Source organism: Mesorhizobium sp. B2-7-1 (genome assembly GCF_006440735.1).
Classification (GTDB): Bacteria; Pseudomonadota; Alphaproteobacteria; order Rhizobiales; family Rhizobiaceae; genus Mesorhizobium.
The window spans coordinates 224,128-239,909 of the sequence record NZ_VFUA01000001.1 but is presented as its reverse complement, the minus strand read 5'-3'; the positions used below and the strand labels follow the sequence as shown (position 1 = coordinate 239,909).

The window sequence follows — 15,782 nt, the reverse complement described above, 5'->3', positions numbered from 1 at the left end:
GTGAAGAGACGGTCAGTCGTGTCGCCGCCGCCCGTATAGCGCAGCGTCGAGCCGCTGCCGATCACAAGATTGGAGGCTAGGTTCGTCGATTGGCCGATCGAGCTCGCCTGGCCGCCATCGCCAAGCTTATCGACGGCGAGCACGCCGCCGCTGATCGTCGTGGCGCCGGTATAGGTGCTCGACCCGTTCTTCAGCACCCAGGTGCCAGTCCCGGTCTTTGTCAGCGCAGTGGTGGCGCCGGCCGGATTGTCGATGCGAGCCGCAAGCGAGTTGCCGGCGGTGTTGGTGCCGGTCAGCGTCAGCGTGCGGTTGCCGGCACCGCTGAGCGCGGCCGCGCCCGTGTTTGTGAAGCTGACCGCGCCGGTGCCCGAAGCGTCGAGAGAGCCGCCGCTGGCCCCAAGCGTGAACAGCCGGTTGGTGCTGTCGCCGGTTCCAATATATTGCAGCGTACCGCCATTGAGGACGAGCTTGTCCGGTGTGGCGGCGGACGATCCGATCGAGCTGTTGCTGCCACCATTTGCAAGCCCCGTCACGGCGAGAATGCCGCCATTGATGACCGTGGAGCCTGTATAGCTGCTGACACCTGACAAAGTTTGCGTGCCGGCGCCGCTCTTCACCAGCCCACCAGTGCCGCTGATTGCACCACTGAAATTCTGGGAAGCGCCGTTGCTGATGGTGAGCGTTGCAGAACCCAGCGTCACGTTGCCGCCGCCCGCGAGACTGCCCACTGTGTTGCTTAGATTGGCAAGATCAAGGGTGGCTCCAGTGTTGACGGCCATCCCGCCAGTCCCGAAGGCGCTCGTCGATCCGGCCCGCAATGTGCCGGCCGTGACGGTCGTGCCGCCGCCATAATTATTCGTGCCGGAGAGTACGAGCGTGCCTGCACCGAATTTAGAGACGCCGCCGTTTGACCCGGTGACTTGGCCGCCAAAGGTAAGCGTCGTCGCGGCGTTCTGCACGCCGATCGCGCCGCCGACGAATCCCGGCATCGAGAAGCCGCGGTCGGTGGTGACGGTGCCACCGGTATAATTGAGCGTGCCGTTGATGAAGACCAGATTGGTCGAGGCACTCCCGGAAGAGCCTATATCGCTCTGCAACCCACCATTGGCCAGACAACTGACGTTCAGCGTGGTGCCGCTCTGGATCGTGGTTGGGCCAGTATAGCTGTTGCCGCAACCGGCGAACGTCTGCGACACTGTGCCCGGCGCGATGGTGACGCCGCCCGTCCCACTGATGCTACCTGAAAAGCTGCCACTGCCGTTGGTCGTTAGCGTCGCGGCGCCCAGCAGCACATTTCCGGTCCCACTAAGCCCCCTTACCGTGTTTGCGCGGCCGGCTAGGTCGAGTGTCGCACCGGTGTTCACCGTCATGAGGCCCGTGCCGAACGCACTGGTCGACCCGGCGCGCAACGTGCCGGCGCTCACAATCGTGCCGCCGGTATAATCATTCGTGCCGGACAGGATCAAGGTGCCGGTGCCATTCTTGGTCAGAGAGCCAGCGCCAGTCGCCACGCCGCTGAGCGTCAGCGTCGTAGAGGTCTGGGCGACCCCAATGGCGCCGCCTCCGGAGGCAAGCGTGAAGCCGCGGTTGCTGCTCGCCGTCGCGCCGAGATATTCTAGTTCCCCCCCGCTCTGCAGCACCAGGTTCGAAGACGCATTGGACGATGCGCCGATGCTGCTGTTGGCGCCGCCATTGGCCAGTGTGCTCGCAGCCAGAGTCCCCTGGTTGACCGTGGTGATCCCGACATAGTTATTGCTGGCGTTGGAGAGCGTCAGCGTACCGAGGCCGGTCTTGGTCAGGCCGGAATTGTCCGGGCTTGTGACTGCGCCCGAAAATTGCAGGTCCGTGCCTGCCTGCGTCACGTCGATCGTGCCTGCGGTTACGGCGCCGTTGGTGACAAGGGTGAAGCCGCGATCGCTCGCTGTCGAGAGCCCCGTGTAGCGCAGCGTGCTGCCTTCGAGCACCAGGTTGGAAGACGCGTTGCTCGAGGCCCCGATCGCGCTTGCCGAGCCGCCATTCGCGATCGTGTTGACGGACAGCGTGCCTCCGCTCACGATCGTAGCCCCGGAATAGGTATTTGACCCGGAAAGCGTGACAAGCCCCGTGCCCGCCTTGGTGAACCCGGTCCCGCCACCACCGTTGTCGACGATGGTCGACGCGATGGTGTAGTTGCCGGTGCTATTCTGCAGCACGCCGAGCGTACCGCCACCTGCAGGGCCGGTCAGTTGCCCGCCGGTTATTGTCTGCGCATTGTTGCCGACCGACGAGGAGACGATGATGGTGCCATCCACGCCCAGTGTGTTGCCGACGCCGATCGTCACAGTGCTTGACCGCGCGACCGTATACTTTAAGCCACCGAGTTGGACATTGCTCCCGACCGCGCCGAAGTAAGGCGTATTGGCGTTGCCGCCCTCGTCGCTGACGACATCCCCCGTTATCCAGGTGCCCGCATCGTCCTTGGTCGCATAGCTGACGCGTGCGATGATGTTGCCGGCACCATCAACCTGGGCGTAGTCGGTCGTGACGCCTGTGGTGACTGTGGCCCAGCCGCCCAGAACCGTACTCGGCGTGGTCGTGATGCTGCCGGTGGTGGGCAGGACGAAATTGACGAGGCCGCTGGACCGGTTGATCGCGCCGAGATTGAGGGTCACGTTTCCCGATCCCGCGATGGTGTTGCCCCCCGCGGTGATGTTGGTCGCGGCGAAACTTTGCGTCTGGCCCGCCGAGCCTGTCACCTTCAACGTGCCCCCGGCCATGTTCAGGGTGGAGGCGCTGGAAATGATGTCGGTCGCCGGCGCGCTGGCCGCCGAGAAGTCCAGCGCCAGCGTGCCGCCACTGACGTTGGTCGTGCCGTTGTAGGTGTTGGCGCCGGTCAGCGTCAGAGTGCTCGCGCCCTGTTTGGTAAGCCCACCGGTGCCTGTAATGCTCCCGGCAAACGTCGTGCCGCCGGACGCGGAATTGACCGTCAGGGTTCCACTCCCAAGGGCGATCGTTCCGCCGGTTCCGGCCAGACTCGTGGCCGCCAGGTTGAAATTGTTCAAGTCCAGCGTGCCGTTGTTGACGGTCACCGTCGTGGTCGTGCCGAAGGCTAAGGCGCTTCCCGCGCGCAGCGTTCCGCCGTCCACCGTTATGCCGCCAGTGCGGGTGCTGGCGCCGGTGAGTTCCCAGACGCCGGCGCCGTTGCTGGCGAGGTTGCCCGAGCCGGAGATCACGCCCGAGAAGGTATTGGGACCGCCCGTATAGGAGCCGCCGAAGGTGAGGGTTGAATTGGTATTGAGCGTGGCAGCGCCACTTAGCGTCAGAGCGCCCGTCGTGCTGTCGTTGTTTATCGTGCCGTTGGCGTTGGCCGAAACCGTCCAGGTCCGGTTGCTGGAGGCGGCGCCGCCCGTATAGCTTAGAACACCGCCATTGGCCAAATTCACGCTCGTCCCGGCGCCGAGCGAGCTGTTCGCCCCACCATTGGCCAGCACGCCCGCTTTGACGGTGACCGAACCGATCGATGCTGGTGCGTTGAAGCTGTTGGAGTCGCCGAGCGTTATGGTGCGTGTATTGCTACTGCCTGAAAAGGAGACGCTGCCGAGACTGCCGCTGATTTGCCCCAGGAGCTGCAGGTCCGCGGAATTGGCCGCGAAGCCGACCCCTGTGCCAGCCGGGCCACCGAGCGCGATGTTCCCTCGTAAGATCAGGGTTCCCGTGCCGCTGTTCACGAAAGACAGGTTGCCGCCCGTGGTGGGCAAAGACCAATCCCGGTTGGAATCGCTTCCGGTCCCGACATAGGAGAGTGTGCCGGTGGCGCCGTTTATGCGCTGAACGATAATGGTTCCATTCGAGCCGGCACCAGCCCCGAGCGCACTCACTTCGCCAAGATTGCCGACTGAGCTGAAAGTGATGTTGTCGCTGGTACTGACTTGGATTGTTGTCTGTCCGGCATAGTCGTTGGCGTTGTTGGTCAGTGATGTCCTGAAAGCCGTAAGGCCACCGGCGCCCGTGTAGTACGTGGAGGCGGCGCCGACACCTGCGATGGTGGTTTGTCCCCCGGCGCCAAGCGTGACGACGCGGCTTCCACTGAGAGCGCCGTTAATCGTCAGCTGCGTCCCTGCGGTGGTGAAAATTCCATTGCTCGAATTGCCGAGCGCCGCGTCGTTAGCGACGTTCAGGAAGCCGCTGTTCAGGTTGATATTGCCGGTATACGTGCCGGAACCGGCGAGGGACAGCGTACCCCCATTGACGTTCACGTCACCAACGAAGGTGTTCGCGCCACCGAGCGTCAGCGTACCGCTGCCTAGCTTCGTCAGGCCGGCATTGCCGGCAATTATCGAATTGATGGTGGCGGTGCCGGCGGCAACCGAAACGGTCGGCGTAGCGCCGGCGAGCGTCAGCGTGCCGCCGCCAATCGAGTAGCCTCCGACATTGAAGGTCAGGCTGCCTGCCGAGATCGAACCGCCGAGCGTTACGGCACCCGCCGTGCCGTCGAAGATGGCATTGTCGCCTGCGGCATTGTTCCAGACGTCCATCGGACCCGACACGCCGTTGCTGCTTTCATTCCAGAAGGGAGACGACGTGTTCCATGAGCCGATCCCGCCGAGCTCCACTCCCGTGCCGTTTACGTCCCAGTAACGATCGGCGGCACCGGCAGGGAGGGCTCCGAGCCCGACGAGCAGCGCGACGGGCAGGCGCGCGCCACGCAGGGCCGGAGCTGTCGTCGAAACCAGCTGGGCCAGATTGGGCGCGAAGCTGGCCGCCTGCCCCTTCCATTTGGTCATGCGGCCGCCGCGCAGAAGCTGCGAGTAAACAGACCTGTCGGCTTGCCTTGCCGGCTGCCCCTGGAGGCCCGAACGCGCCTGGGAGGATGCGCGTCCGGGATGCCGGTGCCCGGCTTTCGATCTCGGATCGTGGCCGCCGTCGTCGTCGGCCCTCTGGTCGTGGATCGTCCCGCCGCAGGCCAACCCAGCCATGTATTCCCCCTAAATTAGCAAGCAATAATGCATCACGCTCCGATGAATCAGAGCACAATGTCGAAACAAGGCATGGAACCGCTGCTGCGTATTTCAAAAAACGGCGAAGTTTTGCAAAAAACTGCGGCCCGCTTACGGCCGAGCGCACCCTTGAGTGAAGCTGTTACATGAAAGGCACAAGTTGTTGTTGCACAATACTAATATAGGCTTAACGGCAGGCCGGTTCGCCTTCAGGATGAGGAGCGTAAGAGAGTCGGCGTGATGCCCCGATACTTTTTCATCGCCGCCGTCAGATGGCTCTGGCTGGAGAAACCGCTGAGATAGGCGACATCGGCAATCGTCAATTGCCCCTCCGCGAGAAGTCCCGCCGCGTGGTCGAGCCGCAAATCGAGGAGATAGCGATGCGGCGATTTTCCAAAGGTTTTGGTGAATGCGTGTGTAAATTGACGGGGCGACAGGTTCGCCAGCGCGGCAAGCTCGTTGACGGAGATCTTCTGTGCAAGATTGGCCTTCAGGAAGTCCTGAAGGCTGCGCGTCGCTTTCCGCGCCAGGCCGCCCTTGAAAGGTTGGGGCTCGGTGTCATCGGGCGCGGCATAAGCGTGAAGGAGATGCACGCCGAGGATCGCAATGAGGCGCTCGACGTAGAACTCGCTGGGGCCATGCTCCCTTGTCAGTTCTGCTTTGAGCAATTGCGCAATGCTCAAGGCGGTGTGGTCCACAGCACCGAAAGGTGGGGGCCTTAGCTCGGCTTGGTCAGAGCCGAATTGCTGCCGGGCAAGCTCTTTTAGGCTGTCATCCGGATAGACGATGATCGCGCTTTCCCGGGCCTTCGACAGATGGAGGCCAGCTTCGAGATCCGCCTGCTTGACGATGATGTCGCCCGCAGGAGCGTCATAGCGCTCGGCTTTGCCGTCGCCCAGTCTGGCGCACGTGCCCGGCGCAGATTCAAGGCCGACATAAACGACATGGTGACTGGCCGAAAAGGTGTGCAGCCCAGCCGGCAACAGAGAGTACGCGGCCACTCCCCGCCCGGTGCGTATCGCCGAAGCGTCGGCCGTCGAAAATATAGAGTCCAAATCAGCATCTGCTGAATGAGGCGCAGCATCAAGACGGTTTTCAGAAGAAGTCATGACGTTCGGCCCGCAATGTAGGCCATGCTTTATCAGCACTACCTAATATTGATTCGTTTTATTGGATCAAGGTTGCAACGTGAAACTGTACGATCGCGTTCCAACCGAGTCGTATTTATTAAACGAGCTACATTGGTCCATCTATCGGTGTCGGAACAGGAAAAACATTTGGATACTGCCCGGACTGGCCGCAAGGAATATGACTTTCGTCATCATCCCCAACGACAAGCTGATCGTGCGGGCTTCGATTACATGATCGTCGTCGGAGAGCCGCCAAGCTCGACCTTGATGCGTCGAACGCTAGGCGCGATTTCCCACGGGCTTTACGCCGGCCCCGACTTCCTGGCCCGGCACGGAACGCCCGAAACACCGGCTGATATCGAGCGGTTGAACGGCGATCTACATGCGCAACAGCGTTGGCCGAACGTTGGCGGCTCCGCGAGGCCAAGATCTTGCAGAGGCGAGGCACATCGGCAAATTCAAGGTCAATGACTACTGGATGACCAAGTACTTCACGGCGATTGGGTCAGCGATCAGCTACCTGCCCGACTTCTTCATCGAGTATGAAGTGGCGGCCGGTGCGCTGGTTCCGGTTCCGCCCGAAAGGCATTGGGAAAAGCGGTCGATCTATGCGCTTTCTACCCGGCACAAAGGCACCGCAGCCCGCGCGTGATGAAGTTCGTGGACACCGTGTCTCGCGAGTTCGACCAGGTCATCCGGTATCCCGGTTATCTGCTGGTCAAATTGCAGGAGAACTCCGAGGATGCGGCTTAGTCAGAACGACTCCATCGGTGAGCTTGGTGCTGCGGAACCGTCAGAAAATGCTGAGCTAGGGTTGCTTCGGCGACGTTGGGTGAGAGGCTGGATCAGGCAACAGCGGTTTGCCGATGCAGAAGCACCCAGGAAGAACATTGCCCGGCTTGAAGAAGAGCTGATTGCGGCACGCCCCGATAAACGCGCCAAGCTCCATGAGATCGGCGTTCAATTGCGGGCTCACAAGTCCCGGCTGGAGCAGCTGCAGCGCTGCATTCTCCCGATCGGCGGCAAGAAGATCAAAGGCCCAGCACGGTTTAATGCACTCGCACTGCACAATTTGCCAGTCCTTGCAGCGTCGGTTCGATCGAGGTCGTCCAAATCAGGACGCTGAGAAGCCGTGGAGTTTGTCTAGGTTCCAACTTGTTGTTTCTGGCGGCCGAAGATACTGTGGGCCGTCACCAAGGGGGATGGGACGTGGGGCTGCTGCTTAGGCGTATCTGGCTTGCGCTGACGGCAGTCATGGCGATCGTTCTCGCGACCCTGTCCATCCTGACCGTTCTCCAGCATGACGCCATATTGTCGAACCTGATCAGGCAGCGGCTTTCCGTCGTCGTCGGCTCGACCGCCGCGCCCTTCCGTTCCGTCGTCGACCTAGGCCTTCCGGTGTCGATGATGCGCAATGCCACCGAACTGCTCCTGCGCGCCCGGGAAACTGACCCCCTCATCAAGGCCGTCCACCTGATAAATCCTTCGGGGATAGTGGTGGATTCCACGCTCGCCGGCGACGTCGAACCGATGCCGCGCGAGATCGTCCGCGCCCTGGTCGACAGTGCGAACGGCAGGTGGACCGCCGAAACCGATACCGACCTGATCAGCGGCTACTCGATACTGGACGAAGGAGGGAGTCCTGTAGCTGGCGTTGTCGCCTCATACCCGAGGATCGAGTTGGAGTCGCGCAGTTGGGCGATCAGGCAGCGCATGGGGCTGGTCTCAGCCGTCTTGCTCGTGCTGTTTTCTGTGGTGTCCTACTTGGCACTCAGAGTTAGGATGCACGGCCCGATCGGCGAACTGCGGCGGATCGAGAAGCAGCTGGACGGTTCTGACGAACAAGCTTCCGCGGCGGCTTCCTTCCCGGAATTTTCGGAGATGCTGGAGCGAGCGTCGCTCGCCTACCGTTCCGCGCTGTCGGAACTCGCAAAATTCGGTCCACCGGCGCCGGACGCGTTGCCTGGCAACGATGCCGCCGCCTCAGTCAGGTTCGTCGGCATTGCCGAGACCGACCTCGCCAGGAACATCGCCAGGCGCCTGATGCCGCTGGTCGCAGCCATGGTGTTCGGTTCGGCGCTGGCGCTCGCCTATGTGGCCTATCTCGGCATCGACGAATCCTTCTCGCCCGAGATTGCGAAACGCACCGAGCTCATTGGTACCGTCGCTAACGCCAACATACAGCGTGCCATCGAGGCCGGCGTGCCGCTCGACCAGTTGGTTGGCGGCCAGGACTATTTTCAGGATCTGACGCAGAACCTTCCGGAGATATCCTATCTGGGGATCCTGCCGGGGAAGCCAATCCTCGAGATCGGCAAGAAGCGCTCGGCCTCGGAAGGCGTCTCGGAATTTCCGCTGTTGCTTGACGGGGAGACGATCGGAACGATCGTCACCGAAACCGATCCGCTCTATTTTGCGGCGCAGTTCCGCGACATGCTGCTCGACCTAAGCGTCGTGCTTCTCGTGATCGTGCTCTTTGCGTTCGAACTGGTGGTCGTGATGATGGCTTCGTCGGTGACGCTGCCGATCGACGGGCTCCAGCATGTCGCAGGGCTGCAGGCCGCGAGTGATTTCTCCAAGCGCTTGGCCGCCTCCGGCATGAACGTCATCGGCAGGCTGACCAATAGGATCTCGGAAAGAGCCGTTCGCCTCAATGGTATGTTTGCGGAGGCCTGGCGATCGGCGTTGGCCGGACAAAACCCGGAGGAAAGGGAGAGGCTCCTCGAATCTCTGGGACGGAGGTTCGAGCTTAGCAGATCGGGCGCCGAGGTCCTGCGTTTCTGCAGCTTATCTGACGTCCGCCTCCCGCTCTTCCTCTTCGCAATGGCCGACGAACTGCCGCTGTCCTTCTTCTCGCTCTACGCGAGGGACGCTGACAACCCGATCACCTGGATAAGCCCCGGCATCGTGATCGGCCTGCCACTGGCCGCCTATCTGCTGGCGACCCTGTTCGGGGCGCCGCTGGCGCGGCCACTCGAACGCCGCTTCGGCTACAGGAACCTGTTCCTGGCGGGTGCCGGCATGTGCATGCTCGCCAATGTCGGCCTCTTCGCGGCCGGCAACATCGTCCACCTGATCGCCTGCCTCGCCCTCAACGGCCTCGGCTTCGTCCTCGCCTCGCTTTCCTGCCAGGACTACGTTCTGGACATGCTGCCGCCGGCCGTGCGGTCGCGCTCGATCGGCCTCATCAGAACCGCAATGTTCAGCGGAGTCTTCGCGGGCACTGCGCTTGGCGGCATCATCGCCGACCGGATGGGCCAGCGGGCGGTGTTCATCGTCTGCGCGGTGGTGATGGCCGTGTCAGCCGCTTTGATCTGGCACTACGTGCCGCAGTTCCGCGCCGGCATCCGCCAGACCGGCGAGCAGGAGGACACCCGGTTCTCGTTCAACCTTCTAGCGCCGATGCGCAGCGCGCGTTTTGCCGCCACCGCTTTCGGCATCATCGTTCCGCTGGAGATCGTAAATCACGTCTTCGTCTCCTATCTTCTGTCGCTGCAGATGGATGCACTGGGGTCGTCGGCCGCTGGCATCGGCCGCGCCATGATGTGCTTTTTCCTGATGCTTATCATTGGCGGGGCTATCCATGATAAAGTGCCGCAACGATACTCGAATCCGGCGCTGGTCGCCTTCGCTTCGTCGGTTGTCTCGGGCGCAGTTCTGCTCGTTGCCGCCGCCTTCCCGTCGAGCGCAAGCATGTTTCTCGCCGCCGCAGGAACCGGGCTCGGATTGGGGCTGTCCGGCGGACCACAGGCGGTGCTGGTCATGGACCTTGCCGAAGGCCGGCTGTCGCATCTCGGGTCGAGCGTCGTACTCGGAACGACGCGCCTGCTGGAGCGAGGCGGCGCCGTCGCTGGCCTGGTGTTGACGGGCTTGCTCACCGGTTACATCGGATATTCCGGCGCCGTCGGAGCGATCGGGTGCCTTGTCCTGTTCGGGGCCGTTGTCTTTGCCTTGCTTCACACCGTCGGTAGAAATTGATGAGGAGGAATGTCATGAGAGGCATAACTGGAGCTTTGCTTGCTTTGGTGCTTGCCGCAGACTGGTTTGCCTCGCCGGCGGAGGCCGCAAGGAAGACCATCGCCATGGTCGTCTGGATAGGCTGCGAGGATGTCTGTCGGGGGGTGAAGGATTTTGTGGCCGACAGCGGGTTGGATGCCGATGTAACCGTCTTCGACGCAGCCGAGGATCCGTCGAAGCTGCCCGGCATCGTCGAGAAACTGCGCAAGACGCGGCCCGACCTGGTGATCACCTGGGGAACCAAGGTGACGCTGGGCATCGTCGGCTCGCTCGACGAGCGGAACGATCCGCGCTTTCTCAGTGATATCCCCGTGGTCTTCACGGTGGTTTCCAACCCGGTCGGCACCAAGATCATCGAAAGTTACGAGCAGACTGGCAGGCCGAACGTCACCGGTACCCGCAACCGGGTGCCCGAAAGCGTAAACATCAAGAGCATCCGCCGCTACATGAAAGACTTCGCACACCTCGGAATCCTCTACGACGCCAGTGAGGCGAACTCCGTCGCAAAGGTGGACGAGATCAAGGCGCTGACGGGGGAGCTGAACTTCTCGCTGACGGCGCTTCCACTCGCCGCGAAGGCCGACGGCACGCCGGACCCGGCATCGGTCACGCCGAAGATGCAGGAGTTGAAGCAGGCTGGCGTGCAGTTCGTATATTTGGGATCGAGCACGTTCCTGGAGAAGCAGCAGGACCTGTTCACCGGGGCTGCCCTGGAAGCGGTTTTGCCTGTGCTGTCGCCCTATGAACATCTGGTCACCGAATCCAATGCGCTGATGTCGGTGGCCGCGCGCGACTATGACGTCGGCAGGCTTGCAGCCCGGCAGGCAAGTAGAATCCTCGTGGACGGCAGCCAGCCAGGCGACCTCCCGGTGCTCGCTATGGAAGAGTTCGCCTATCTGGTGAACATGCGCGTTGCCAAGCAACTCAACCTGTTTCCGCCCGTCGAATTTCTACAATTTGTCGAGAAGGTCGAATAGGCGGTCGAGACTAGCCGAAGTGCGGAAAGTCAGTCGCTCAATCTGAGCGGATCACAAAGTCCGGAAGCGCCGCAACCATGACCTCCTGCGTGATAGCCGGCAACGTCTGCTTTCAGGATGTTGCGAAGTCGATCTCTACCACCGACATGAGGCGCGAAGCTGCCGTTCAAAGCATGGTACTTGGAAGTCGTACCGTCGCGCTATCGGGCGCAACGTGCCAAGGGGTCGATCCCTTCCAGAGCCATGCAAAAGCCGAATCTAGTATCCTACTTTGTCCATGAGCAGCCCCAATTCGGACTGCGGAGCGACCCAGAAAGTTCGAAAAGCTTCCAGGAACTCCAGCCACAATTTTCCGCTCATTGCCAGACGCCACAACGGCGCGTTCCCCGAAGCTCGCAAGGCGATGATTGCCATGTGCTGATCAACGCTCAGGTTTCCGGGCGGTCGCTATCTCAGATCGCGCCCCAAGTGTTCGACGACAAATGTTTCGCTGTCGGCATTACCGGCCAGCAAATATCCAATTGGTTGTCGGACGGCAGCCCGTTTCGCATCCGCGTCGGGTTGCGGGCGTCCTGTGCATATTTCAAGGCCGCGCCCATGCGGTTCAACGTCTTCATTATCGACATAGACTTCATCCTATTCGCCATGGCTGTAACGAGAACAAACCTCGCCGCCTTCACCGTGGCGATCTAAATGATCAACGATCGTTTCCGCCGCATTGCACGCAAGCACGAGGCCTGTAACGGGAACGACTGCCTTTGAAACATTTGTATGCAAACGAGCCGTCATGGCTTGCGAGGCGCCCCGGCAGCTTAGCCGGCTGCCGTTTGCCCAGTTGCGATTTCGAAACAAAGTCGCGCCTAAGCGCCATCAAACCGAAACCCAACTGCACGAAAACGGCCATCGACCGGCACGACCGGATTTTAGACAAAGGAAACTCGAAATGTCCAAGATTCTTCGCAATGCAATCCTCGCCGTTGTTGCTGTCTCTGGCCTGGCCGGCTCGGCTTATGCTCAGCAGGCAACTATCAATGCCTGCACCAATCATGGCGATTACTGGACTCAGTGCCTGAATGGTGCGCATGGCAGCCACAATGACGGTCGCGGAAGCGATCGCCGTTAATCGGCACGTCCACTGAAAAAGAGCCCCGCGGGCATCTCGTCCGCGGGGCTCTTTGTGCCTGAAGTGGTGCCGTGACCGGCAAGCGAGTTTGCGCTGATTGCCAAATGGCGCCGGATTGACCGCGATAGAGGGCAATATTTCCCGCCACCGTCCCGCCGATTTCTCGCATTCAGGGGATGGTGCGCGCACGCCGGCTCGTCTTGCCGGCAGTTTGACTACAGCAATTTTTCCCAAGCCTGGAACCGACAACGCTGCAAGGGTCAGAGCATGGCCGCTGCCCTGTCGTTCCGTTGGAGAAAGATCATGCCAATGTCCACGTTTTTCACCGCCCTCATGTCCGAAGCTCCAGCGCCCGAGCGGTGGAAGGACATGGACCTCTACGGCTGGCTGATCGGCAGCTGGGACATGGATACGCTCCACCACCTCGGCGACGGCACGGTCGAGAAATGGGATGGCGAATGCCATTTCGGCTGGGTGCTCGAAGGCCGCGCTATCCAGGATCTTTGGATCAGGCCCAGGCGCCCTGCCCCGTCCATCATGTCCGGCCCGACCTTGCGCGTCTTCGACCCTTCTATCGGTGGCTGGCACATCATCTGGAGCGATCCGCTCAACCAGGATTATGGGCGCCAGATCGGCCGGGCGGAAGGCAAGGATATCGTCCAGATCGGCGAGGATTCGCGAGGCCTGCTGGCGCGATGGCGCTTCACCGGGATCGCTGCCGACAGCTTCCATTGGATCGGCGAAGAGCGGGCCGCCGAGAGCAACCCCTGGCGCGTGACCTATGAACATTTTGCGCGGCGGACGGGCTCCTGAAGCGTTGCCGGCGCGGACCAGCGCGGCCGCCCCAAAATTGCGGGCGGCACCGTATGGCTACTGGAACTCCGTCAGAGGCAAAACGATATCGTTGCACAGATTGCTGCAGAAGCTTTGCAGGGAGGCGCGGTCTATGCCGATCTGGCGGGCGCGCGCGAAAGCCTCCTTCGCCTCTTTGGTCTTGTTGGCTTTCAGATAATCGGACGATTTGACCAACCAGGCGGTCGTCACGAGCGAACGGCTCCAGCCGGATGGATAAAGCGAATACGCCTTCTCTCCGTATTTGATGGCGCCGTCGATGTCGCGAAAACGGAACAGCCTCAACCCGGCATAAGTGGCATTGGCCGGGCCGGATGTCGCGTTCAGTTCCAGGTCGCGCAGGTAGATCCTGTCGGCGACACTGCGGTCGCCTCCCCAGTCATAGGCGAGGGCCAGCAGAGTGTCCTCGGGAAGCCTGCGCCTCTGGTAGAGGTTCATCACGTCGACATATCTGCCCTGTGCAAACAGCAGTTGCGCTTCGTGATAGCCGATCGACGTGGCGTCGTAGCCTTTCAGGCCAGCTTCATCGAGAAGCTTGGTCATGGCCGCGACGTCGCCAAGACTGAGGGCCAGGTCATATCGGGTGTTCCATATTTTCTGAGCCAGTTGCGGATCGTCCCTTATCTTGTCGAGGATTACGACCGCGGCCGCGGCATAGTCCGGCCGGTACCGGGGCATGACGCCGTCGTTGTACAGATAGCCAATGGCCAGATCGAGGCGCGCGATTTCGTACCAGAGAGCGTTTGTCAGGGCTTGTCTCGCTTCAACTCGTTTGGTGATCTCAGTCAGGGCATCCAGCAGACCGGGCTGGTAGCTGTAGCCGGACAGGCATCCGTCGATGACCTCGGCGAGTTTGTCCATGTCCGGTTCGAGCGCCTGTATCTGATCGGCCAGCGCAACCGCTGCCTCGTGGTTGGCAACGCCCTGCAAATTGGTAATCGCGAGGATTGCGCCAACCATCGCCTTGGTATTTCCGGCCGTCTTGGGTAGCGCCGTCTTCGCCCAGGTCAGCGCATCCTCGCGGTGATCCAGGTGTTCGAGCATCAGGGACCAGGTGATGTCGACCCAGGGGTTCGCGGCATCCAGGGCAAGCGCCTTATCGAGCTGCTTGCGCGCGCCGGCCGGATAGCCGGAATAAATATATGTCCGCGCCCCGTAGACGTAAGCCGGCGGATAGGAAGGGTCGAGACGCTCCAGTTCCTCGAAGACGATGAAGAAGGATTTGCTCGACAGGGCCATCCCCATGCCGCTGGCAATCCTCATCCACTCTGCCCGGGTCGCCTCGACCCGGGCGGGAACGAAATCCGGATGTGCATCCACGAATGCCTTGAGGTCGGCCTTGATCTTGTCGGCCTTGTCGGCTGTCCAGCCATCGACCGTATCGATCAGCTGCGTGAACTTCTGCCGGTCCGGCTCGCCGAGCTTATCCAGCCATGGCTGCCCCGCCCAAGCGACACCCAACTGGGCGCCCAGCATCAGAGCGGATGCCAGGAAAGACGCAATCCACGTCTTAACAGCCAAGAGACGCATGCCGTTCCCACCGGTTTTCATGCGGCAAGAATGCAGCGTGCGCCGTTAACGCCGGCGCAAACCGATTGTTCGAGTTTTACTGAGTTCTTCGCGGCGGTTATTCTTTGAGCGCAACAACTGAAACTATAGCATTTTCTAATGTGCAGAAGCGTTTGCAGGCTTGATTACAGCCCGAGGTATTGAGGGGATGTTCCTTCGCTCTTCAAACCGCACTCGATGCTCTTGGCCAGGTCATCGCTCGAAGCTCCGCGAGAACGGCGTTCTCGAAGTCCGACGGCTGGTGAAACTCGCTGGTGACCACGCCCAGCTTTCTCGGCGGCAGACCATCCCGCAAGGGAACAACGGCCAAGCCGGGCAGCGGGCACGATCTCGCTGCGATCTCGGGGACGACGGTCAGGCCGATATTCTCCCGCGCGAGCTGACAGCCGGTCATCAGCTGGCGCACCTCGACGACGGTTTTTGGCTGCAGGCCGGACCGTTCGGACATCATGGCGAGCCAGTTGCCCGAAGTCGTTCCCGAGGGGAAGCGGATGAAGGGTTCGGCGAGCACCAATTCGTCGGCAAGCTCGGACCGCGCCGCAAGCGGATGCGACGCCGCCATGACGACGCAGGCGCCGTCCTGGCAAAGCGGTTCGAACAGCAGGCCGGGCGACGGAACAAAGACGCTGCTGATGCCGAAATCGATCTCGTTCGACCGGACGAGCTGAAACGTCTCCTCGCTGTCGATCTCCACGATGTCGAGCACGTGGTTGGGGAACCGGGGCCGCAGCGCGTGGAAGGCCGGGCCGATGAACATCGCGGCGAAAGACGCCACGCTCGCAACGCGCAGGATCTGCTCGGTGCCGAGGCTGAGCGAGGCGAGCTGATCCACGATCGCCTCATTGCCCGCAACGAGCCGACGCAGCCCCGGCAGCAGCGAACTGCCGGCGGGGCTGAGCCGGAGCCCTTCGCGGTCGCGCACCAGCAGCGTGAAGCCCAATTGCCTTTCCAGCTGCGTGACATGCTGCGAGATGGCCGGCTGGGTGAGGCCCAGCTCTTCCGCGGCCTGGGTGAACGAGTTCAGCTCCAGCACCGTCAGCAGGCTGCGCACGCGGCGCACGGATATCTCATCGCGTCGGGAAAGCATGACGGCACCTTCATAAGCGTCTTCTGGCGACCATAACGAAACGCTATTTCC

Annotated in this window: 11 protein-coding genes; 7 read left to right on the top strand and 4 right to left on the bottom strand. The window is 61.6% G+C overall.

Features of this window, described 5'->3' with window-relative positions:
* Together FJ471_RS01085 and FJ471_RS01080 are read right to left on the bottom strand one after the other, a co-directional pair.
* A partial coding sequence (locus FJ471_RS01085; RefSeq protein ID WP_181179050.1) for an autotransporter-associated beta strand repeat-containing protein occupies positions 1 to 4,955 on the bottom strand: 4,955 nt, incomplete at its 3' end.
* A gap of 230 nt (positions 4,956 to 5,185) precedes the next feature.
* Positions 5,186 to 6,085 (bottom strand): AraC family transcriptional regulator, encoded by a 900-nt coding sequence (locus FJ471_RS01080; RefSeq protein ID WP_140801319.1) that lies wholly within the window; start codon positions 6,083 to 6,085, stop codon positions 5,186 to 5,188.
* Positions 6,086 to 6,488: 403 nt separating this feature from the next.
* Between FJ471_RS01080 and FJ471_RS01075 the strand changes: the two genes are divergently transcribed.
* The 7 genes from FJ471_RS01075 (at position 6,489) to FJ471_RS01045 (ending at position 13,036) form a co-directional block, all read left to right on the top strand.
* Positions 6,489 to 6,758 (top strand): hypothetical protein, encoded by a 270-nt coding sequence (locus FJ471_RS01075; protein ID WP_140801318.1) that lies wholly within the window; start codon positions 6,489 to 6,491, stop codon positions 6,756 to 6,758.
* 90 nt (positions 6,759 to 6,848) lie between these two features.
* Entirely contained in the window at positions 6,849 to 7,232 is a 384-nt protein-coding gene (locus FJ471_RS01070; protein ID WP_181179048.1) for a hypothetical protein, read from the top strand.
* An 83-nt stretch (positions 7,233 to 7,315) separates the two neighbouring features.
* A complete protein-coding gene (locus tag FJ471_RS01065; RefSeq protein ID WP_140801316.1) occupies positions 7,316 to 10,084 on the top strand; it encodes an MFS transporter in 2,769 nt (922 codons plus the stop codon).
* A 47-nt stretch (positions 10,085 to 10,131) separates the two neighbouring features.
* Positions 10,132 to 11,100, top strand: a complete 969-nt coding sequence (locus FJ471_RS01060) for an ABC transporter substrate-binding protein (protein ID WP_181179046.1) — start codon at positions 10,132 to 10,134, stop codon at positions 11,098 to 11,100.
* Between the two features lie 414 nt (positions 11,101 to 11,514).
* The gene (locus FJ471_RS01055) at positions 11,515 to 11,793 is read left to right on the top strand and encodes a hypothetical protein (RefSeq protein WP_140801314.1); all 279 of its coding nucleotides are present in this window, start codon (positions 11,515 to 11,517) and stop codon (positions 11,791 to 11,793) included.
* Positions 11,794 to 12,043: 250 nt separating this feature from the next.
* On the top strand, positions 12,044 to 12,223 hold the full coding sequence (locus FJ471_RS01050; protein ID WP_140801313.1) for a hypothetical protein: 180 nt from the start codon (positions 12,044 to 12,046) through the stop codon (positions 12,221 to 12,223).
* 309 nt (positions 12,224 to 12,532) lie between these two features.
* Complete coding sequence (locus FJ471_RS01045; protein ID WP_246684561.1) at positions 12,533 to 13,036, top strand: hypothetical protein; 504 nt, start codon at positions 12,533 to 12,535, stop codon at positions 13,034 to 13,036.
* A gap of 57 nt (positions 13,037 to 13,093) precedes the next feature.
* Here the strand turns inward: FJ471_RS01045 and FJ471_RS01040 are convergent, their stop codons facing one another.
* Positions 13,094 to 14,551, bottom strand: a complete 1,458-nt coding sequence (locus tag FJ471_RS01040) for a hypothetical protein (protein WP_140801311.1) — start codon at positions 14,549 to 14,551, stop codon at positions 13,094 to 13,096.
* A gap of 256 nt (positions 14,552 to 14,807) precedes the next feature.
* Positions 14,808 to 15,704: a LysR family transcriptional regulator gene (locus FJ471_RS01035; RefSeq protein ID WP_181179044.1), complete on the bottom strand. Its 897-nt coding sequence runs from the start codon at positions 15,702 to 15,704 to the stop codon at positions 14,808 to 14,810.
* Positions 15,705 to 15,782 lie beyond the last annotated feature (78 nt).